General features: G+C 49.3%; 11 protein-coding genes. 4 read left to right on the forward strand and 7 right to left on the reverse strand.

Translation table 11 applies throughout. The annotated features are described in order from the left end of the window. The first annotated feature begins 6 nt into the window (after window positions 1-6). From E4T81_RS02985 to murI, 4 genes are all read left to right on the forward strand, one after another. Entirely contained in the window at window positions 7-2,643 is a 2,637-nt protein-coding gene (locus tag E4T81_RS02985) for an outer membrane protein assembly factor (protein ID WP_135041235.1), read from the forward strand. 73 nt (window positions 2,644-2,716) lie between these two features. Beyond that, window positions 2,717-3,232, forward strand: a complete 516-nt coding sequence (locus E4T81_RS02990) for an OmpH family outer membrane protein (protein WP_135041237.1) — start codon at window positions 2,717-2,719, stop codon at window positions 3,230-3,232. A 111-nt stretch (window positions 3,233-3,343) separates the two neighbouring features. After that, window positions 3,344-3,844, forward strand: coding sequence for an OmpH family outer membrane protein (locus E4T81_RS02995; protein ID WP_167761612.1), 501 nt, complete (start codon window positions 3,344-3,346; stop codon window positions 3,842-3,844). Between the two features lie 78 nt (window positions 3,845-3,922). Beyond that, complete coding sequence (gene murI / locus E4T81_RS03000) at window positions 3,923-4,759, forward strand: glutamate racemase (RefSeq protein ID WP_135041241.1); 837 nt, start codon at window positions 3,923-3,925, stop codon at window positions 4,757-4,759. 12 nt (window positions 4,760-4,771) lie between these two features. On the opposite strand, the gene E4T81_RS03005 is transcribed toward murI, so the two are convergent. The 7 genes from E4T81_RS03005 to E4T81_RS03035 form a co-directional block, all read right to left on the reverse strand. Continuing rightward, window positions 4,772-6,799 (reverse strand): glycoside hydrolase family 20 zincin-like fold domain-containing protein, encoded by a 2,028-nt coding sequence (locus E4T81_RS03005; protein WP_135041243.1) that lies wholly within the window; start codon window positions 6,797-6,799, stop codon window positions 4,772-4,774. After that, the gene (locus tag E4T81_RS03010; protein ID WP_135041245.1) at window positions 6,792-7,775 is read right to left on the reverse strand and encodes a glycoside hydrolase family 43 protein; all 984 of its coding nucleotides are present in this window, start codon (window positions 7,773-7,775) and stop codon (window positions 6,792-6,794) included. Before E4T81_RS03010 ends, E4T81_RS03005 begins: the two co-directional genes overlap by 8 nt. 17 nt (window positions 7,776-7,792) lie before the next feature. After that, window positions 7,793-8,920 carry an endo-1,4-beta-xylanase gene (locus E4T81_RS03015; protein ID WP_371683027.1) on the reverse strand — a complete coding sequence of 376 codons (1,128 nt, stop codon included), beginning with the start codon at window positions 8,918-8,920 and terminating at the stop codon, window positions 7,793-7,795. Window positions 8,921-8,968: 48 nt separating this feature from the next. Continuing rightward, on the reverse strand, window positions 8,969-10,399 hold the full coding sequence (locus E4T81_RS03020) for an MFS transporter (RefSeq protein ID WP_245206996.1): 1,431 nt from the start codon (window positions 10,397-10,399) through the stop codon (window positions 8,969-8,971). A gap of 30 nt (window positions 10,400-10,429) precedes the next feature. Beyond that, a complete protein-coding gene (locus E4T81_RS03025; protein ID WP_135041247.1) occupies window positions 10,430-12,145 on the reverse strand; it encodes a sialate O-acetylesterase in 1,716 nt (571 codons plus the stop codon). Window positions 12,146-12,156: 11 nt separating this feature from the next. Continuing rightward, window positions 12,157-13,851: a DUF5597 domain-containing protein gene (locus E4T81_RS03030; RefSeq protein ID WP_135041249.1), complete on the reverse strand. Its 1,695-nt coding sequence runs from the start codon at window positions 13,849-13,851 to the stop codon at window positions 12,157-12,159. 160 nt (window positions 13,852-14,011) lie between these two features. Beyond that, the gene (locus E4T81_RS03035) at window positions 14,012-16,387 is read right to left on the reverse strand and encodes an endo-1,4-beta-xylanase (RefSeq protein ID WP_135041251.1); all 2,376 of its coding nucleotides are present in this window, start codon (window positions 16,385-16,387) and stop codon (window positions 14,012-14,014) included. Window positions 16,388-16,391 lie beyond the last annotated feature (4 nt).

The following is a 16,391-nucleotide window of genomic DNA, read 5'->3' on the forward strand; positions in this document are numbered from 1 at the left end:
CAGATTATGCGTTTAAGACTGCTCTTCATACTGACAACAATGCTTGGAATGAGTGTCTCGGCTCAGGTAAAATCACTTTACGACGAGCCTGTGGACACCATATATAACCCTACAGTCATCTACTCCGGAATGCCGAAGACCTATCAGATTGCAGGCATAAAAGTGACGGGTGTGCCCAATTACGAAGACTATATTGTGATAGGCTACACCGGTCTTAATGTCGGTGACCGCATAGAGATACCCGGACCGGAAATCACCAATGCCGCCAAACGCCTTGCACGTCAACGCCTGTTCTCGACCATCCAGATTAAAGTCGAGAAAATCGCAGGCGACAAGGCATGGCTCGAATATGCCCTGAAGCCACAGCCGCGCATATCGGCGATCAACTACTACGGCATGAGCAACGGCGAGAAAAAGGACATCGAGGAGCGCCTGCAGCTGATGAAAGGCAATCAGATTACGCCTAACCTCGTGAACCGCGCAACGGCGATAATCAAGAAGTATTTCGCCGACAAAGGATTTGGAAACGCCACTGTAAGGATTGACCAGATAGAAGACCTGTCAGCGCCTAATGAAAACATTGTAAACATCATTGTCGACAAGCATAACAAGGTTAAAGTCCATAAAATCTATGTTTCAGGCAACGAGGTGCTGAGTGACAATGCCATTCAGCGCACAATGAAGAAAACCAACGAGAAAAACAAGCTTATCAACCTGTTCCGCCAGAAGAAATTTGTCGAGAGCGACTTTGAAAACGACCTTGACCTCATCATAGAGAAGTATAACGAAAAGGGCTATCGCGACGCGAAAATCCTTAAAGACAGCGTTGTCCCCTATGACGACAAGACTGTCGATGTCTATATTGATGTCGAGGAAGGAAAGAAGTATTATATCAGCGACATCGACTGGGTAGGCAACACAATCTACCCGACAGATGTGCTTGACAGAATACTTGACATACGCCCCGGCGACGTCTACAACCAGAAACTCCTGAACAAGCGCATCACCGACGACGACGACGCGGTAGCCAACCTGTACATGAACAACGGTTATCTTTTCTATCAGCTCGTCCCGATAGAAAAGAATATCGAAGGCGACTCGATCGCTCTTGAGCTGCGCATGTTTGAGGGTCCGCAGGCGACAATCAACAATGTAATCATCAACGGTAACGACCGACTTTATGAAAAGGTGGTGCGCCGTGAATTACGTGTAAAGCCGGGTCAGCTCTTCAAGAAAGACGACCTTATGCGCTCTGCCCGTGAAATCGCACAGACCGGACACTTTGACCCCGAAACAATGGATATACGCCCTGAACCCAACGAGGAAAACGGAACGGTAGACATCCTGTTTAATCTTGAGTCAAAGGCAAATGACCAGGTGGAAGTGTCATTCGGATGGGGTCAGACAGGTCTTATCGGAAAACTTGCCCTGAAGTTCACCAACTTCTCAATAAAGAATCTATTCCGACCCGGAACCTACAAGGGTCTGATACCGCAGGGAGAGGGTCAGACATTCACCATAAGCGCGCAGACCAATGCCAAGTATTATCAGAGCTACTCTGTGTCGTTCCTTGACCCGTGGTTTGGCGGCAAACGCCCCAACTCATTCTCTGTATCGGCATATTATGCACGCCAGACAGGTATCAACTCATCTTATTACAACAACAACTGGTATAACCCCTACCTCTATGGAGGATACGGTTACGGTTACGGCTACGGCAGCAGCTACTCTGATTACTACCAGAACTCATATGAAAATGCCTACGACCCCAACAAGGTGCTGCAGATGGTGGGCGTGACTGTCGGTTTCGGTAAGCGTCTAAGCTGGCCCGATGACTTCTTCACCTTCCAGGCCGACCTCAGCTACCAGTGGTACTACCTTAAAAACTGGGATTACCTCTACTACATGAACAACGGTGTCTCCAACTCTATTGTGCTCGGACTCACCTTGTCACGCAACTCAATAGACAACCCGCTCTATACCCGTAGCGGATCTACATTCTCCGTCAATCTACAGATGACGCCTCCCGCATCACTCTTCAACCGCCATAAGAACTGGGAGCAGCTTTCTAAAGAGAACACCGTACAATCACGCAAGGAGCTCTATAAATGGATTGAATACTGGAAACTCCGCATAAAGTCGCGCACCTACACTCCGCTGACTGATCCTGACGGAAAGTGGACCCTGGTGTTCATGACCCGCGCCGACTTCGGTCTGCTCGGCAGCTACAACAAGTGGCTGAAATCACCGTTTGAGACCTTCTACGTCGGTGGTGACGGCATGTCAGGCTCCTATACCTACGCGACAGAGACTATTGCCATGCGCGGTTACGAGAACGGACAGTTCACTCCTTATGGACAAGAAGGCTACGCCTATGCACGTGTCGGCATGGAGCTTCACTTCCCCTTCATGCTTTCACAGTCCACAACCATCTACGGACTTACATTCCTTGAAGCAGGTAACGCCTGGACCGAAGTTAAAAACTTCTCGCCGTTTGACCTGAAGAGAAGTGCCGGCGCCGGTGTCCGCATCTACCTGCCTATGGTCGGCATGATGGGTATTGACTGGGCATATGGTTTTGACACCGTGTTTGGAAAGAAAGGCGGAAGCCAGTTCCACTTCATACTCGGTCAGGAATTTTAAAAAAAATCACAACTTGACTAAACTAAATACTGATAAAAGCGTCATATTATCATAACCATTTAATTGACAGCACATGAAAAAGATGACATTAGCGCTCTTTATGATGATAGCTTTCGCATTTGGAGCTTCTGCACAGAAATTCGCGCTTATCGACATGGAGTATATCCTTAAAAATATACCCGCCTATGAAATGGCAAACGAACAGCTCAACCAGATTTCGCAACGCTGGCAGAAAGAGGTCGAGGCAAAAGCCACAGAGGCGCAGACAATGTATAAGAACTATCAGAGCGACATGGTGTTTCTGACCGACGAACAGAAAACCAAGAAAGAAGCAGAGATAGTAGCCAAGGAAAAGGAAGCCACCGAGCTTCGCTACAAATACTTCGGTCCGGAAGGCGAACTTTACAAAAAGCGTCAGAGCCTCATGCAGCCTATCCAGGATGAAATCTACAATGCGGTCAAGAAAGTAAGCGACGAGAGAGGCTACCAATGTATATTTGACCGCGCCTCATCAGCCAATATCATCTACGCGTCGCCCCGTATTGATGTCAGCAACGAGGTTCTTGCAAAGATGGGATATGCCAACTAAGCGGCATAAAACATATTTTAAAGACTTTGATTAGTATATATGAACCGAGTTTCTTATCTTTGCAATATCAAATTAACATCTATAGAAAAATTTAACATTACACAACTCAATATGATGAAAAAAATTTTGCTCGCTATCCTTGTAGCGTTCCCGATGCTTGCAGTAGCTCAAGCTCCCAAATTTGGTGTGGTAAACTCTCAGACAATCATTGAGGCTATGCCCGAGTTCAAGGCCGCCCAGGAACAGATTACCACCTCTTCAAAGCGTTACGAAGACGAATTCCAGAAGCTCCGCGAGGAAGCTGAAAAGAAATACAGCGAATTTCAGGGTCTCGCGGCTGACACCCCCGAGTCAATCAAGGAGCGCCGCATCCAGGAAATCCAGGAACTTGAACAGAAGATGCAGCAGTTCCACGCAACAGCTACTCAGGACCTCCAGCGTCAGCAGGAAGCCGCTTATGCTCCTATTCAGGAAAAAGTACATCAGGCAATTGATGCAGTAGGTAAAGAAAACGGCATGACATTTATCTTCGAGAGCGTTATGCCCCTTTACACCGGAACTGACGTTACCGACGTCACTCCTCTTGTAAAGACCCGTCTTAACATCAAGTAATAAAGACAGCATCAATAAACCCCGAAAAAAATAAGAATGCCGTACCTCAAAGGGGGTACGGCATTAATTTTTTACCTCATGACAACACTCAGTTCATCACCGGGACCAATCGGTGTTTTCGACTCCGGCTACGGGGGTCTGACAATACTCGACGAGATACGCCGCAAGCTCCCTCAATATGATTACATATATCTTGGAGACAATGCAAGGGCACCCTACGGCACACGCTCATTTGATATCGTCTACCGCTTCACTCTTGAAGCCGTAAACTATCTTTTTTCCCAAGGATGTCACCTCGTGATACTCGGATGCAACACTGCTTCGGCAAAAGCATTGCGCACAATCCAGCAGAATGACCTGCCGGCAATCGACCCTGCGCGCAGAGTGCTCGGAGTTATACGCCCTACAGTCGAGAAGATTGGCGAGATAACATCGACAGGCAACATAGGCATCGTCGGCACTCCGGGCACTGTGCGCAGCCGCAGCTATGACATGGAAATCGAGAAGCTGTATCCCGGATTCAGGACATACTCCCAGGCATGCCCCATGTGGGTGCCTCTTGTCGAAAACGGAGAGGCTCAGGGCGACGGCACCGACTATTTCGTAAAACGCGATGTAGAGGCGCTCATGTCAAAGCATCCGGCAATTGACACCGTGATATTGGGATGCACCCACTACCCTCTCTTGAAAGACAAGGTAGAGAAATATGTGCCCGAAGGCGTGAAGGTGCTTTCCCAAGGAGCTATTGTCGCCGACAGTCTTGCCGACTATCTTGACCGCCATAAAGAAATGGCGGCACGTTGCAGTAAAAATGCAACATGCCGCTATCTGACTACCGAGAGCTCCGACAAGTTCTCCGAATCGGCAAGCCTGTTTCTTTCAGAGCCGGTGGAGGCAACCTCCATCAGCCTCTAAGGCCGGGGCTTATCATCTTTTGGAGTCAAGGAGCTCTGCCGACGGTGATTCATAATTGGTGATACCGAGGTCGATTCCGCGCAGAGATTCGAGAGTATGCACAGGTGCAGTCACGTCATCAGGCAACGGCATACCCGAAAATTCGCCAAAATAAAGCAGGCAACCGTCTTTCCACCATTGGGCGTCGCGCGCCTGTGTGGCAAGTCTGCGCTCAACGTCTTTGTAGAGCGAGGAATCCAGATAAGGAGCAGCGGCATACCATGCTTTCTGCATGTCGCTGACCTTGTTGCAGCCATGCTCATAGTGACGGCACAGCTCGTCCCACAGCGTGGCGCCTGACTTCATCTTGTAATCCCACGGCAGATGATGAAACCAAAGCAAGAGTTCATCAGGGCATGTAGATGCCGAGGCATACTGCGTACGATACGGCTCGGGATACTGTGCCACAGCATCACTTCCCGCAGGAGAACGGTTAAACCCGATACCTGCAGAATCGGCTCGATGGTAATAAGACGGAAGCCACGAAGGACTTGCTCCTTCCGGATTGCACCATGGTTCAGGTCCATAATGATGACCAAAAGCAAATAGATGATGCAATCCGAGAGGCATCATATAGTCGACGACAGCCTCACGGCTTACCAGCATCATCTCTTCAAGCCCCTCTTTTACCCCGGCAGGGATTTCAGCGGTCTCATAGACTGTCATCGGCAGCCATTCCTGCGCGATTGCCTTGCTTGTAAGCATCGGATTCCAGGCAAGACGCCCGAAAGCATACCAGTTAGCCTGAGCCATCGGATGACCGGTCCAGTTGTCATCATCCCCGACATTTGCCACTCCGGCTATAGCTTTCAGGGACTCCGGCTTTACCCAACCGAAAAATTCCTCCCACATCGGGGCAAGATAGGCAAGATGATTGGCATGTCCGAGATATTCCTGAGTAATCTGAAGCTCCGCCATCTGTGGAGTCGAGGGCATCGCTCCAAAAAGAGGGCTGAACGGCTCACGCGGCTGAAAATCAATCGGGCCGTTCTTAATCTGCACAATCACATTGTCATCAAACATTCCGTCAAGCGGATTAAACTCAAGGTAAGCCTGCTTTGCACGGTCGGCATCATTGGCTGAATAGACAAATGCACGCCACATAACCTTACCTCCATGAGGACGCAGCGCCCGCGCCATCATATTGGCGCCCTCGGCGTGACTACGCCCGAAGTCACAGGGACCCGGCTGCCCTTCAGAGTTAGCCTTTACAAGAAATCCGCCGAAATCGGGAATCAGCCCGTAAATCTCTTCACACTTTCTTTTCCACCACTTAATGACATCCTTATCCAAAGGGTCGGCGGTCGGCAGTGAATCGAGCTGCATCGGTGCGGCAAAATTAGCGGAAAGATACACCTTTATTCCGTAAGGGCGGAAAATATCGGCAAGAACCCTGACTTTTTCAAGATACTCCCGCGACAGAATACGAGATGACGCATTGACATTGTTCAGTACCACTCCGTTAATGCCGACCGACGCGTTGGCACGCGCATATTCTTTATAACGGGGAGAAATCACGTCAGGCAGTTCATCCCATTTCCAGAGACTGCGACCGGCATAACCACGCTCTATCGTGCCGTCAAGGTTATCCCAATGATTCAGCACTCTCATGTCAAATGCAGGAGTCTCGACAATGGTGGTGTCCGGTGTCGCACCCGTCGACTGTAGGCGCAGCAGATGGTAAGCGCCATATAGCAGTCCGATTCCGGAATTTGCCGTAACGGTAACATTGGCGTCCCCGGGCACAATACGGTAGCCCTCCTTACCAAGCGACTTGTCGCGTTTCTCCCTCAGAACCACGTCACCGCCTCGCCAGTGGTCACGCAATTCCTGAGCGGCAATAGAAGCCGACTCGCCTTTTGCCTCCAGTTTTACCGACACATCGTGCCGTCCGTCGACGGCAGCAGGCAGCCATAATCGCGACCCGTCATATGCCATTGCCGACATGCTGAAAAGCATGCCGGCAACTATAGTCATAAAGGTTGATATATACTTATTCATCACCTGTACCTCCACCCTCAATTGTAATTATTCTGCCATCGGCATCATATTCCAGCTCGGTCACTTTCAGGCTGCGCAACCATGTCTTACCACCCGAAGGCACACAGTCGTGGTGGAAAAGATACCATTTGCCCTTATGCTCTATGATAGCATGATGGGTAGTCCAGCCGACAACAGGAGTAAGGATACATCCCTGATAGGTAAACGGTCCGTAAGGATTATCGCCTATCGCATAGCAAAGACGATGAGTGTCGCCGGTAGAGTAAGAGAAATAATACTTTCCATTGTACTTGTGCATCCATGATGCCTCAAAGAAACGGCGGGTATTGTCGCCGGCGGTCAGCGGCTTGCCCGTGGCAGGGTCAAGCACGACAATCGGGCGGGGTTCCTCTGCAAACTGTAGCATATCCTTGCTAAGACGCACGACGCGCGACGGTATGGCAGGCGCGTCATCCGGCTCGAGATGCGGTTCTTCAAGAGCTTTGTTGTCGCGATAGCGCTGAAGCTGTCCACCCCACAGACCGCCAAAATACATGAAGTAATCATCACCTTCCTTGAACACGGCAGGGTCTATCGAATAGCTGCCACGCATAGGATCGGGAAGCGGGATAAACGGTCCCTCGGGACGGTCGGCAACAGCCACTCCTATATGAAACACATCGTTTTTATCTTTCATCGGGAAATACATATAGTATTTTCCATCCTTTTCAGCTACATCACAGTCCCAAAGCTGACGTCCCGCCCAGGGTATATCCTGAAGGTCAAGCACCTTTCCATGGTCAACGACCTCGCCTTCCATGACATCATCGGTCGAAAACACATGATAGTCCTTCATCTCGAAGTGGTCGCCATTGTCATTTTCCCCTGCGCCGCTGTCCCAGTCATGAGAAGGATAAATATAAACTCTGCCATTAAACACGTGTACCGACGGGTCAGCCATGTAATCACCGGGTACAAGATATCTCATTTTTTTCATCGTTGTATTGCTTTTAATTACTTATTATCTGATTCAAGATATTTTATAAGGAAGGGTTTGACCTCATAGTTGCGGTCAAAGAGAAGAGGATATTCAGTGCGTCCAGCCATAGGCCAGTCATTTTTCCACGAGTCGCCGTCGCTTACACCCCAGGCTGTAACACGAGAAATCACGTCGGAATGTTTCACAAAAAGCGCCATCATCTTGTCCATACGCTCATTCCATTCCCTGGACACTTCCTCGGGAAGTCCGTCGGGATAGGGATTCAGACTCTGCTGCGACGCGATAGTGTCGCCTACGTTTGCCGAGCGGGTAAGAGTGGGAAGCGCGCTCATGTCCCATTCGGTAATCATGACCTTACATCCGGTGGAGGCAAAAGCCTCGATTGACTGCTCAAACTCATCTATGGAAGGATAGTCCATGCCCATGTGTCCCTGCATGCCGATTGCATCTATCCTCAACCCGCGCTGCTTCATGTCATTGACCATCTTCACCACTGTCTCGCGACGACCCGGCACATTCATGCCGTAATCATTATAGTAAAGCTCTGCATCGGGGTCGGCTTCATGGGCATAGCGGAATGCAAGCGGAATAAACTCTTCGCCCAGTATGCGGTAAAAACCGCTGTCACGGTAACTTCCATCTTCCACGATAGCCTCATTTACCACATCCCAGCCTTTTACCCGGCCCCTGTACCGTCCGACAACGGTGTAAATATGGTCGCGAAGCCTCTGCTTCAAGGTCTCGGCATCAACATCATTGCCATTTTCATCCACAAGAAACCAGGGAGCACACTGCGAATGCCATACAAGGCAATGACCGATTATAAACATGCCGTTTTCCTCACCGAATTTCACAAAGGCGTCAGCATCATCCCAGAAGTATTCATTCTCCTGAGGATGAATCTTTTCGCATTTCATGACATTTTCTGCCACTATCGAATTAAAATGTTTCGCCGCCAACGCTTTTCCAAGAGAGTCGGTACCGGCGACCTGATCGGCGTTTACAGCCACTCCCATAAGAAAATTATCCTTAAACGCCTCTTTAAGTGTAGGCTCCGCCTCCACTTTTTGCGAACACGATGTCGTCGACATCGCCAGGATTGCCATTCCAGCAACCAACATCGATGAAACTGTTTTTTTCATAAACCTGTACTAAATATTATATATAACTAAGATAGCCAATCACTGTTTTTAAGCTTTGTGGCGACGCTCAATCTCGGCATTAATGCTGTCGATACGGTCATCGTCAAGCTCATATTTAGAGATGATGAACATCGCAAGCAGAAGCAACACGGCAGGAATCACCGACACGAGCCAGAGTATACCCTGCTCGGCAAATGGAGTCTGCACCGGTGCCTCCATGTCAAAATGCACAAACTGCAGCACTAGTCCCGGCACCACGCCTCCAAGCGCCATGCCCGCCTTGTAGAATATACCGGTCAAGGCGTTTACAATACCGGAGATACGCTTGCCGTGGGTATATTCACCATAAGAAATCACCTCCGGCACAAGAGCCCACATATAGCCTGTGGCAACGATTATACCGGTCGACTTGATGAACTGAGCGACATACACGAGCCACATATGCTCCTTGAGCGCATCAATCATAGAAATCATGTAAAGCAGTCCCATTCCTATAACGGCAGTCATAAGAAAAATATAGAACATGCCTTTTTTGCCTACCATCCGCTTAATCTTAGGAATCATCGGCATAAAGATGAACGCCGGTATCGAGCCAAGTCCCATGAATATGGAAAGCTGGTCGGCTGAGCCGTGAAGATTATAGTTGATATAATAAGCGCCCGCCGAATTGCTTATCGCCATAAGTCCGAATGCAGTGATAAAGAAGAATGCAAGCACACGTAACGGTTTATTGCGCACAAACTCCAGCCACAGGTCAGAGACCTTGACATTTTCAGTCTCCGACTTGTCCATGACCACACGCTCGCGACATTGCGTGAAGCAGAATATCAGCAGAGCAAGACCAATCACTCCGTAGATAGTCATTGTAATAAACCATGCCGAGTCACTTGAAGAAAGGTCGGTGGTCTCGGAAGGGTCAAAAATTTTAAGAATGATAGGAATTCCCATGCCAACTGCAAGACCGCCCACGTTAGCCATGAACATTCTTACAGAAGTAAGTATCGTGATTTCATTGGTGTCACGTGTCAGCGACGCGTTAAGCGCGCCATAAGGCACATTGACAAGCGTGTAGCACATCGATAGCCCGACATAGGTCACATAGGCATATAGAAGTGAGCCTGAAAATCCATTCCAGAAGCATAGGATGGCAAAACCGGTCAACGGAATGCCGCCAAGCACAAGATAGGCACGGTATTTACCCAGCTTCGGGTCATGCTTGTCGACAAATGTCCCTACCAACGGGTCCCATATCACGTCCACAATCCTGACTATCAAAAACATGATTGCAGCGACTGCCGGTTCAAGTCCATATACATTAGTATAGAAGAACAGCAGATACATGCTTATCGTCTGATATATCAGATTCTGCGCGAGGTCACCGGCGCCAAAACCGATACGCTGCGTCCAGCCAAGCTTATAGAAACCTTTGCTTCCTGCAGCAGCTGCATTATTTCCATTCATTGTTAACTGTGTATCCATATTCATTTTTTATCTAAGGTCAATAACATACTACTTTTTGCCGTTGCGGAGGGTCACCGCATCAGCGACACGACCGCCTAAGGTCTTTTTATCCAACGGATGAATGTCATTCCACTCCCCAAGGTCGGAATTGTGGATAAGCACCGCATCGGGTGTCTCCTCGGCAACTTTTGCCTGAACTTTACGCATCTCAGCCCATGCTGCCCTTCCGGCTTTGTCATCGGGATGGAGATAGTCGGCAAGCTCGACTATATAAAAAGGAAGCTCCCGGTCGCCAAAGGCTCCGCGCCAGTCGGCAATCATGGTCTTCAGCAGGGCGCCGTATTCATTGCGTCGGCCTACATTGGACTCGCCCTGATACCACACGACTCCGGCAAGCGGCAACTTGACAAGAGGATGTATCATGGAGTTGTACAACACGACAGGCTTATAGCACCAGAACTCCATGCCGGGACCATGAACCATAGGTGCGCCAAGACGATAACGCCACTCCCCTTCAAGGCTCTTCTCGTCGCCATTGCCAAGAATCAGCTTATAGGGCTTTTCAGGTACAAAGCTTCCTCTGCCATTCTGGCTGAACAGACGCACTGTCACATTATTGTCGCCCTCTTTCAGTACACCTGCAGGCACATTGTAAATGCGCGGAGGATACTGATAGGAAGTCGTGCCTACAAACGTGCCGTTGACATAAACAGAATCGGCGTCAACAATACATCCAAGCCGCAGCACGGCCGGGCCTGACGCCTGAGCGGCTGTAAGATTTACATTTTTACGAAACCAGTGAGAACCGTTGACCGCATTAAGACCGTCGCTCGCCCAGCTGTTGCCCCTCCATCCATTATGGAGATCGTCTCCGGTCACCGTACCGTCGGTAACGGTACCCTTAATTATGTCAACGGTAGCCCAGCCCGAATCATCAAGTGACGGGTCAAACCACTTCTTTTCGCCATGCAATCCCGGGTCGCCGGCATAAAGCGCGGCAGCCCAATGGGCATAATTCTCACCCTCGACTTTCTTTATATGGGCACGGTAAGCATCATCTTCATATATGCGCTTCTCATTTATAGCCCTTGGAAAGGGTTTAAGTGACTCTTCACTTATCCATGCCTCCACGGGGGTGCCACCCCAGTTGGAGCTGATTATACCGACAGGCACTCCGGTACGCTCATTCAAGTCCTTGGCAAAGAAGTAGCCGAGGGCTGAAAATTTCATCACATTGTCCTGTGTGGCAGGCTTCCATGCAGCCGGTTTTGTATCCTCAAGCGGAGTGTGAAACTCCACCTCACGCGGAAGATAATACTGCCTGACCTCATTGCTTGAATAAGAGGCAATCTCATCGGCAAACATGTCGGTCACACGCGACACAGGCAGCTCCATATTGGACTGACCGGAACACAAAAACACATCGCCCGAAAGCACATCGTCAAGTGTCACGTCATTAATCGTCACCGTATAGGGACCACCCGCCTTGAGCGCCGGCAATTCAATTGTCCACTTGCCGTCGTCGCCTGCGACTGTAGTTACACCCTTACGTTGACCTACGGGCTTATTTTTCTTATCGGTCACCTTAACCGACACTAATTCTCCGGGCTCAGCAGTACCCCATAATCTGACCGGAGCCTCTCTCTGTACAATCATCCCTGACGACAACACTTGCGGAAGCTGCACCCGTGCGTCGACGGGCAGAGCGACCGATGACATCGCCAAAGCCACAGTAATAGATAAATACTCTTTTAAATAATTCATTATTAAGGTTGTTACTTATATTGATATAGTTTTACATGCAATACCTGAAAATCATCGACGCCAATACGGACATGACGCCCCTGGTGGGTCTCGTCGCCATTATATCGGCGTATAAACCTCCATGAGCCGTCAGGATTGACAGCCACCTCGTCGACTGAAGCAAGACCTGCACGCATGCCTCCGCCCCACGCGGGCGAAGAATTACGGTCGGCACCGGCATTCAAGAAGCCGTCCTCGCCAAGATTACGCTTCACGCTGCTCTCAGTCTCATTTTCAAACTTAACCACAATGCCTGTCCCCGCGACAATATATTCATCGGCGGCGAGACGGATAATGACGCCACCGACAGGCATCCATTCAGAGCCGTCAGTGGCTCGCGGATCCCACGGCAAGGTGAAATAATGGTTGGCAGTTATCTTAATCCCGTCATTACGCAATATGCGCTCAGTCGAGTCATTGTCAAAGTAAAGCCCTTTCATCAGCCCCGTGCCCTGATAACGGGCAAGCAAGGGCATAAGCTCCTGCAACGCTGCATATCCCTTCACCGGAGCAGATGACGGCGAGTCGCTTCCGTTTTCTATCGAGAACGGGCTAAACCCTATCGCATCATGCTCGCCGATTACATAAAACGCCTGCGCGGCATTTCCGTCGCCACGACGTATTTCAGGGATAAACAATGGATTATCGGGAGTATGGTATTGCGCCACCCAGTCAACAAACCCCTTGTCATAGAGGTCAGGCGCAAGTATATCAATAGTGGGAGCCGCAGCATGCCAAATGTCTTTAAGATGAGCAAGCGGACCGGCAGAAGGATATTCCCCGGGCTTCCTGCCGCGGCTGTTCATAGCGGCGTTGACATACAACGGGCGACCAAGTATAGCCTCAGCCTCCTTCGCAAGCCCCTCTACATAACGGGCATAGTTCCATGCCATGAAATACTCGTCGGAATAGATGTCGTCGCCAAATACTTCACGCCAACCGCCCTCGCTCTTCATCCCGTTGTCACGCCAGCGCGACATTAACTGCGGATGAAGTGATTTCTTATTTTTTTTAAGGTAACTGATAAGACCGGCAGGCACGCCCTTGGCATATTCCCGCTCTGCGGCTGACGAATAATCGCGCGCGTCTTCCAGCATACCTATTTCATTTTCAATCTGCACCATCAACACTGTATCATCTTTATCTACAGCGGCGAGATGATTAAGCCACGTCTTGAATGCCCGGCTGTCGGCATTATATACATTTTCTGAAAAGGCGCTCGCTATCTCAAGCGGCTTGCCTTCGGCAGTGCATGCTCTCGGATATTTCTTATAGTCAGCCTTAAACCATGACGGCGCATAGCAGCTCATTGAGTTTTTCCAAGCGCCAAACCATAGAAACACAACTTTCAATCCGCTTTTACGAGCCTCTTCAAGAGTCTTGTCGATAAGTGAAAAGTCATACTCGCCCTCTGCCAGCTCGATCATGTCCCAATAAACGGGGACAAGAACCGTGTTGAGATTCATGCGGCGGAGTTTGGGAAAGATGCGTTCGATGTCGGCATTGCATGAAGCCGAACTGTTGCCAAGCTCGCCTCCCAATATGATAAACGGCTTGCCATCAACCATAAGCTGCGTGGCACTCCCCTGTTTACGGAGGTTAACAGCAGCTGATGCAACAGATACAATACATGCCAGCACACATAGCACGGCGATTACTCTTTTCATTATCCTTAATTATAAAAAACCAAAATACAGAAGAACCAAGATTATGTTAACAGCAAAGTTATATTTTTAATAATTTTCACCAATCATTTTTCATGGAAAATTTTCACTGAAAACCTATAAATTCTTAGTTCTTCCGTATTTTGGAGGGTTAGTAATTCAATTATTCCGCTTCTTCCTCTTCTGATTCATGCAATCCTTTCCAGTCATCACCGGAGAAAGAGTCGGCGATATTTGTTCCGGCGATGCCGTCACATACACCCTTGTAAGCCACCTTACGCTGATAGTTGCTGTCAAAGATATTGGGCGCGTCGCCTTTCAGCCAGTATTCATGCTCCTTCTTGTTGTCAGAAAGAGTCCAGATTGTAATTGCCGATTGCTGTGCAGCGGGCACATTCTCAAAGTAGGAGTTGACAATCATGCGGTAAGTCTCGCCCTGAGCGATAAGCTGCTCAGCCGACGGAGTGACAGTCTTGCCTTCCTCAACACCGAAAGCCACGTCAAGCTCAGTGATGCGGACAAGCTTGCCTGTCGCTGCCATTGTCTGGAACATCGCGTCAACCTGCTCTTTGGAGATGTTGACATTTACGTGCATCTGAGTACCGATACCGTCAACCTTAGCCTGACCGTTCTGGTCGATATAGTTTACAAACTTGACAAGTTCGGCAAGCTTCGCAGGATTGGATTCCAGATTATAGTCATTGACAAAGAGCTTGGCATCGGGAGCATATTTACGTGCAAACTCAAATGCCTTCACAGCGTAGTCCTTACCTAAGTAGTAACCCCAGTACCAGTGCTGGTTACCGGCATCTGAAGCCCAGTTGAGGTTAAGACCCGCATCTTCCGTCTCTACAGGCTCGGCATCGGGAGTGCCGTCACTTGCAGTACCGCCAAACACACCGTCGATACCTCTCCAGCGGGGATTACCGTCAGTGATAGGCTCGTTGATTACGTCCCACGCATCCACGCGGTTGCCGACATGCTCTGCGACAGCCTTGATCCACTGCTCCATGGCATCGGTAAGGATAGCGCGCTTCTCTTCAGCACTCTTCAGAGTATAGGTTATACCTCCTGCACGGCGTTTAGCCTTTGCAGGCTCTTCACTGACTTCTGTCACCATTACATTGTCGATATAGTAAGTCACACCGGGAACATAACCGAAGTCGAGATTAAACTGCCATGTAGTGGCTCCGTCAACAAAATTACAGCTGAAGTTCTGCAGGATTACATGTATATAAGTCCATCCGGTAGATGTCTCAAACGCCTCGGTCCAGCTTGACTGTGAGCCGGTCCAGTTCATCCAAGGCCACTGATTGGAAAGTGCGTTACTGAATGACACACGACCCTGACCCGCCTGATCGGACTTTACATAGAATGACAGCTCGACCTTGTTGTCTGACATAATCGGAATCTCGGGAGAAATCACCTGAAGATCCCAGGCATTTGCCACTGCGTCATTTGCCACCATTTTAAGTACATTCTTGTTGCCTGAAGGAGCATCCTCAACCTGTGCCGTTTCAACACCGCCGCTGGGATTTTGAATAGTCCAGCCTTCGAGTCCATTATCACCGGCAGAGAAATCACCATTCTGGCACAAATTCTGCGGGCCGTCATTTTTAAGACCAAACTTAAAGTCATCAACCCATAGATTGCTGCCGGGCGTACCACCAAACTGTATACCCACACGGCAGATATCGGCAGTGCTATTTTCGTCATATACAAATTCTCCGGTACAATAAGTCCAGTCAGGACCTGCTGTAAACGTATCCTTGTATATTCCGCCATATGATTCATTTTGTCCCATAAACTGAACAGCGAGATTAGCATCAGACTTTACATAGAAAGAATAAGCGTAAGTCTCTCCTACGACAAGATTGGTAGGCCAGAAGAGCTGACAGTCATAGTTTACATTAGTCTCGTCGGTCATTGTGAAATGCAGTGCATAATTACTTTCATGACCAGGCTGCTCAACTGCATAGGTATATTTACCCCACAGACCTGTCCAGCCGTCGGCATTACCGTTTTCAAAATCAGAATTGCCAACTACGTTTATACATACATCACCTGCGCTGACCTCAACTTTCATCTCAGGCGCGATAAGCGACTTGAGGTAGGTCTGCTGCTGCTGAGTGTGCCACAACATGTTATGACCGTAAAGCTTCATGTCGGCAGGCAACGAAGCCATTATCTCGTCGACAGTCGTGAAGTCAAGCGAGCCGTTGGATTTCATCAGCGCGCCCATCTTCATGGCGTTGCCGAGGGTGACTCCGGTGAAGTTGGCGTCGACAATCGCCTTGTAGGCGGGATCGTCGAGATACATGTCGGCACCCATGCCCAGGCCGATTGTGACCTCGGGATGATACTGCGCCATATAATCTTTGATAGGCTTGTAAAGGGCTATCTGCTCAGCAAGCTGCAGAGGGATTTCTGACACCTCCACGGTAGGGTCGCCGTCCTTCCACTCCATGATCTGGTCATCGCAGCCTGACATTACAGTGGCAAGCGCGACTGACGGGAATATAATTTTATTTAGTTTCATTGTA

Origin of the sequence: Barnesiella sp. WM24, assembly GCF_004570975.1 — a bacterium.
Lineage (GTDB): Bacteria > Bacteroidota > Bacteroidia > Bacteroidales > Muribaculaceae > Muribaculum.

Bases quoted from the DNA above. Each gene is read 5' to 3' on its own strand.
- E4T81_RS02985 (WP_135041235.1), top strand. From the start codon at position 7: ATGCGTTTAAGACTGCTCTTCATACTGACAACAATGCTTGGAATGAGT.
- E4T81_RS03020 (WP_245206996.1), bottom strand. From the start codon at position 10,399: ATGGATACACAGTTAACAATGAATGGAAATAATGCAGCTGCTGCAGGA.
- murI (WP_135041241.1), top strand. From the start codon at position 3,923: ATGACAACACTCAGTTCATCACCGGGACCAATCGGTGTTTTCGACTCC.
- E4T81_RS03005 (WP_135041243.1), bottom strand. From the start codon at position 6,799: ATGAATAAGTATATATCAACCTTTATGACTATAGTTGCCGGCATGCTT.
- E4T81_RS02995 (WP_167761612.1), top strand. From the start codon at position 3,344: ATGATGAAAAAAATTTTGCTCGCTATCCTTGTAGCGTTCCCGATGCTT.
- E4T81_RS03025 (WP_135041247.1), bottom strand. From the start codon at position 12,145: ATGAATTATTTAAAAGAGTATTTATCTATTACTGTGGCTTTGGCGATG.
- E4T81_RS03035 (WP_135041251.1), bottom strand. From the start codon at position 16,387: ATGAAACTAAATAAAATTATATTCCCGTCAGTCGCGCTTGCCACTGTA.
- E4T81_RS03030 (WP_135041249.1), bottom strand. From the start codon at position 13,851: ATGAAAAGAGTAATCGCCGTGCTATGTGTGCTGGCATGTATTGTATCT.
- E4T81_RS03010 (WP_135041245.1), bottom strand. From the start codon at position 7,775: ATGAAAAAAATGAGATATCTTGTACCCGGTGATTACATGGCTGACCCG.
- E4T81_RS02990 (WP_135041237.1), top strand. From the start codon at position 2,717: ATGAAAAAGATGACATTAGCGCTCTTTATGATGATAGCTTTCGCATTT.
- E4T81_RS03015 (WP_371683027.1), bottom strand. From the start codon at position 8,920: ATGAAAAAAACAGTTTCATCGATGTTGGTTGCTGGAATGGCAATCCTG.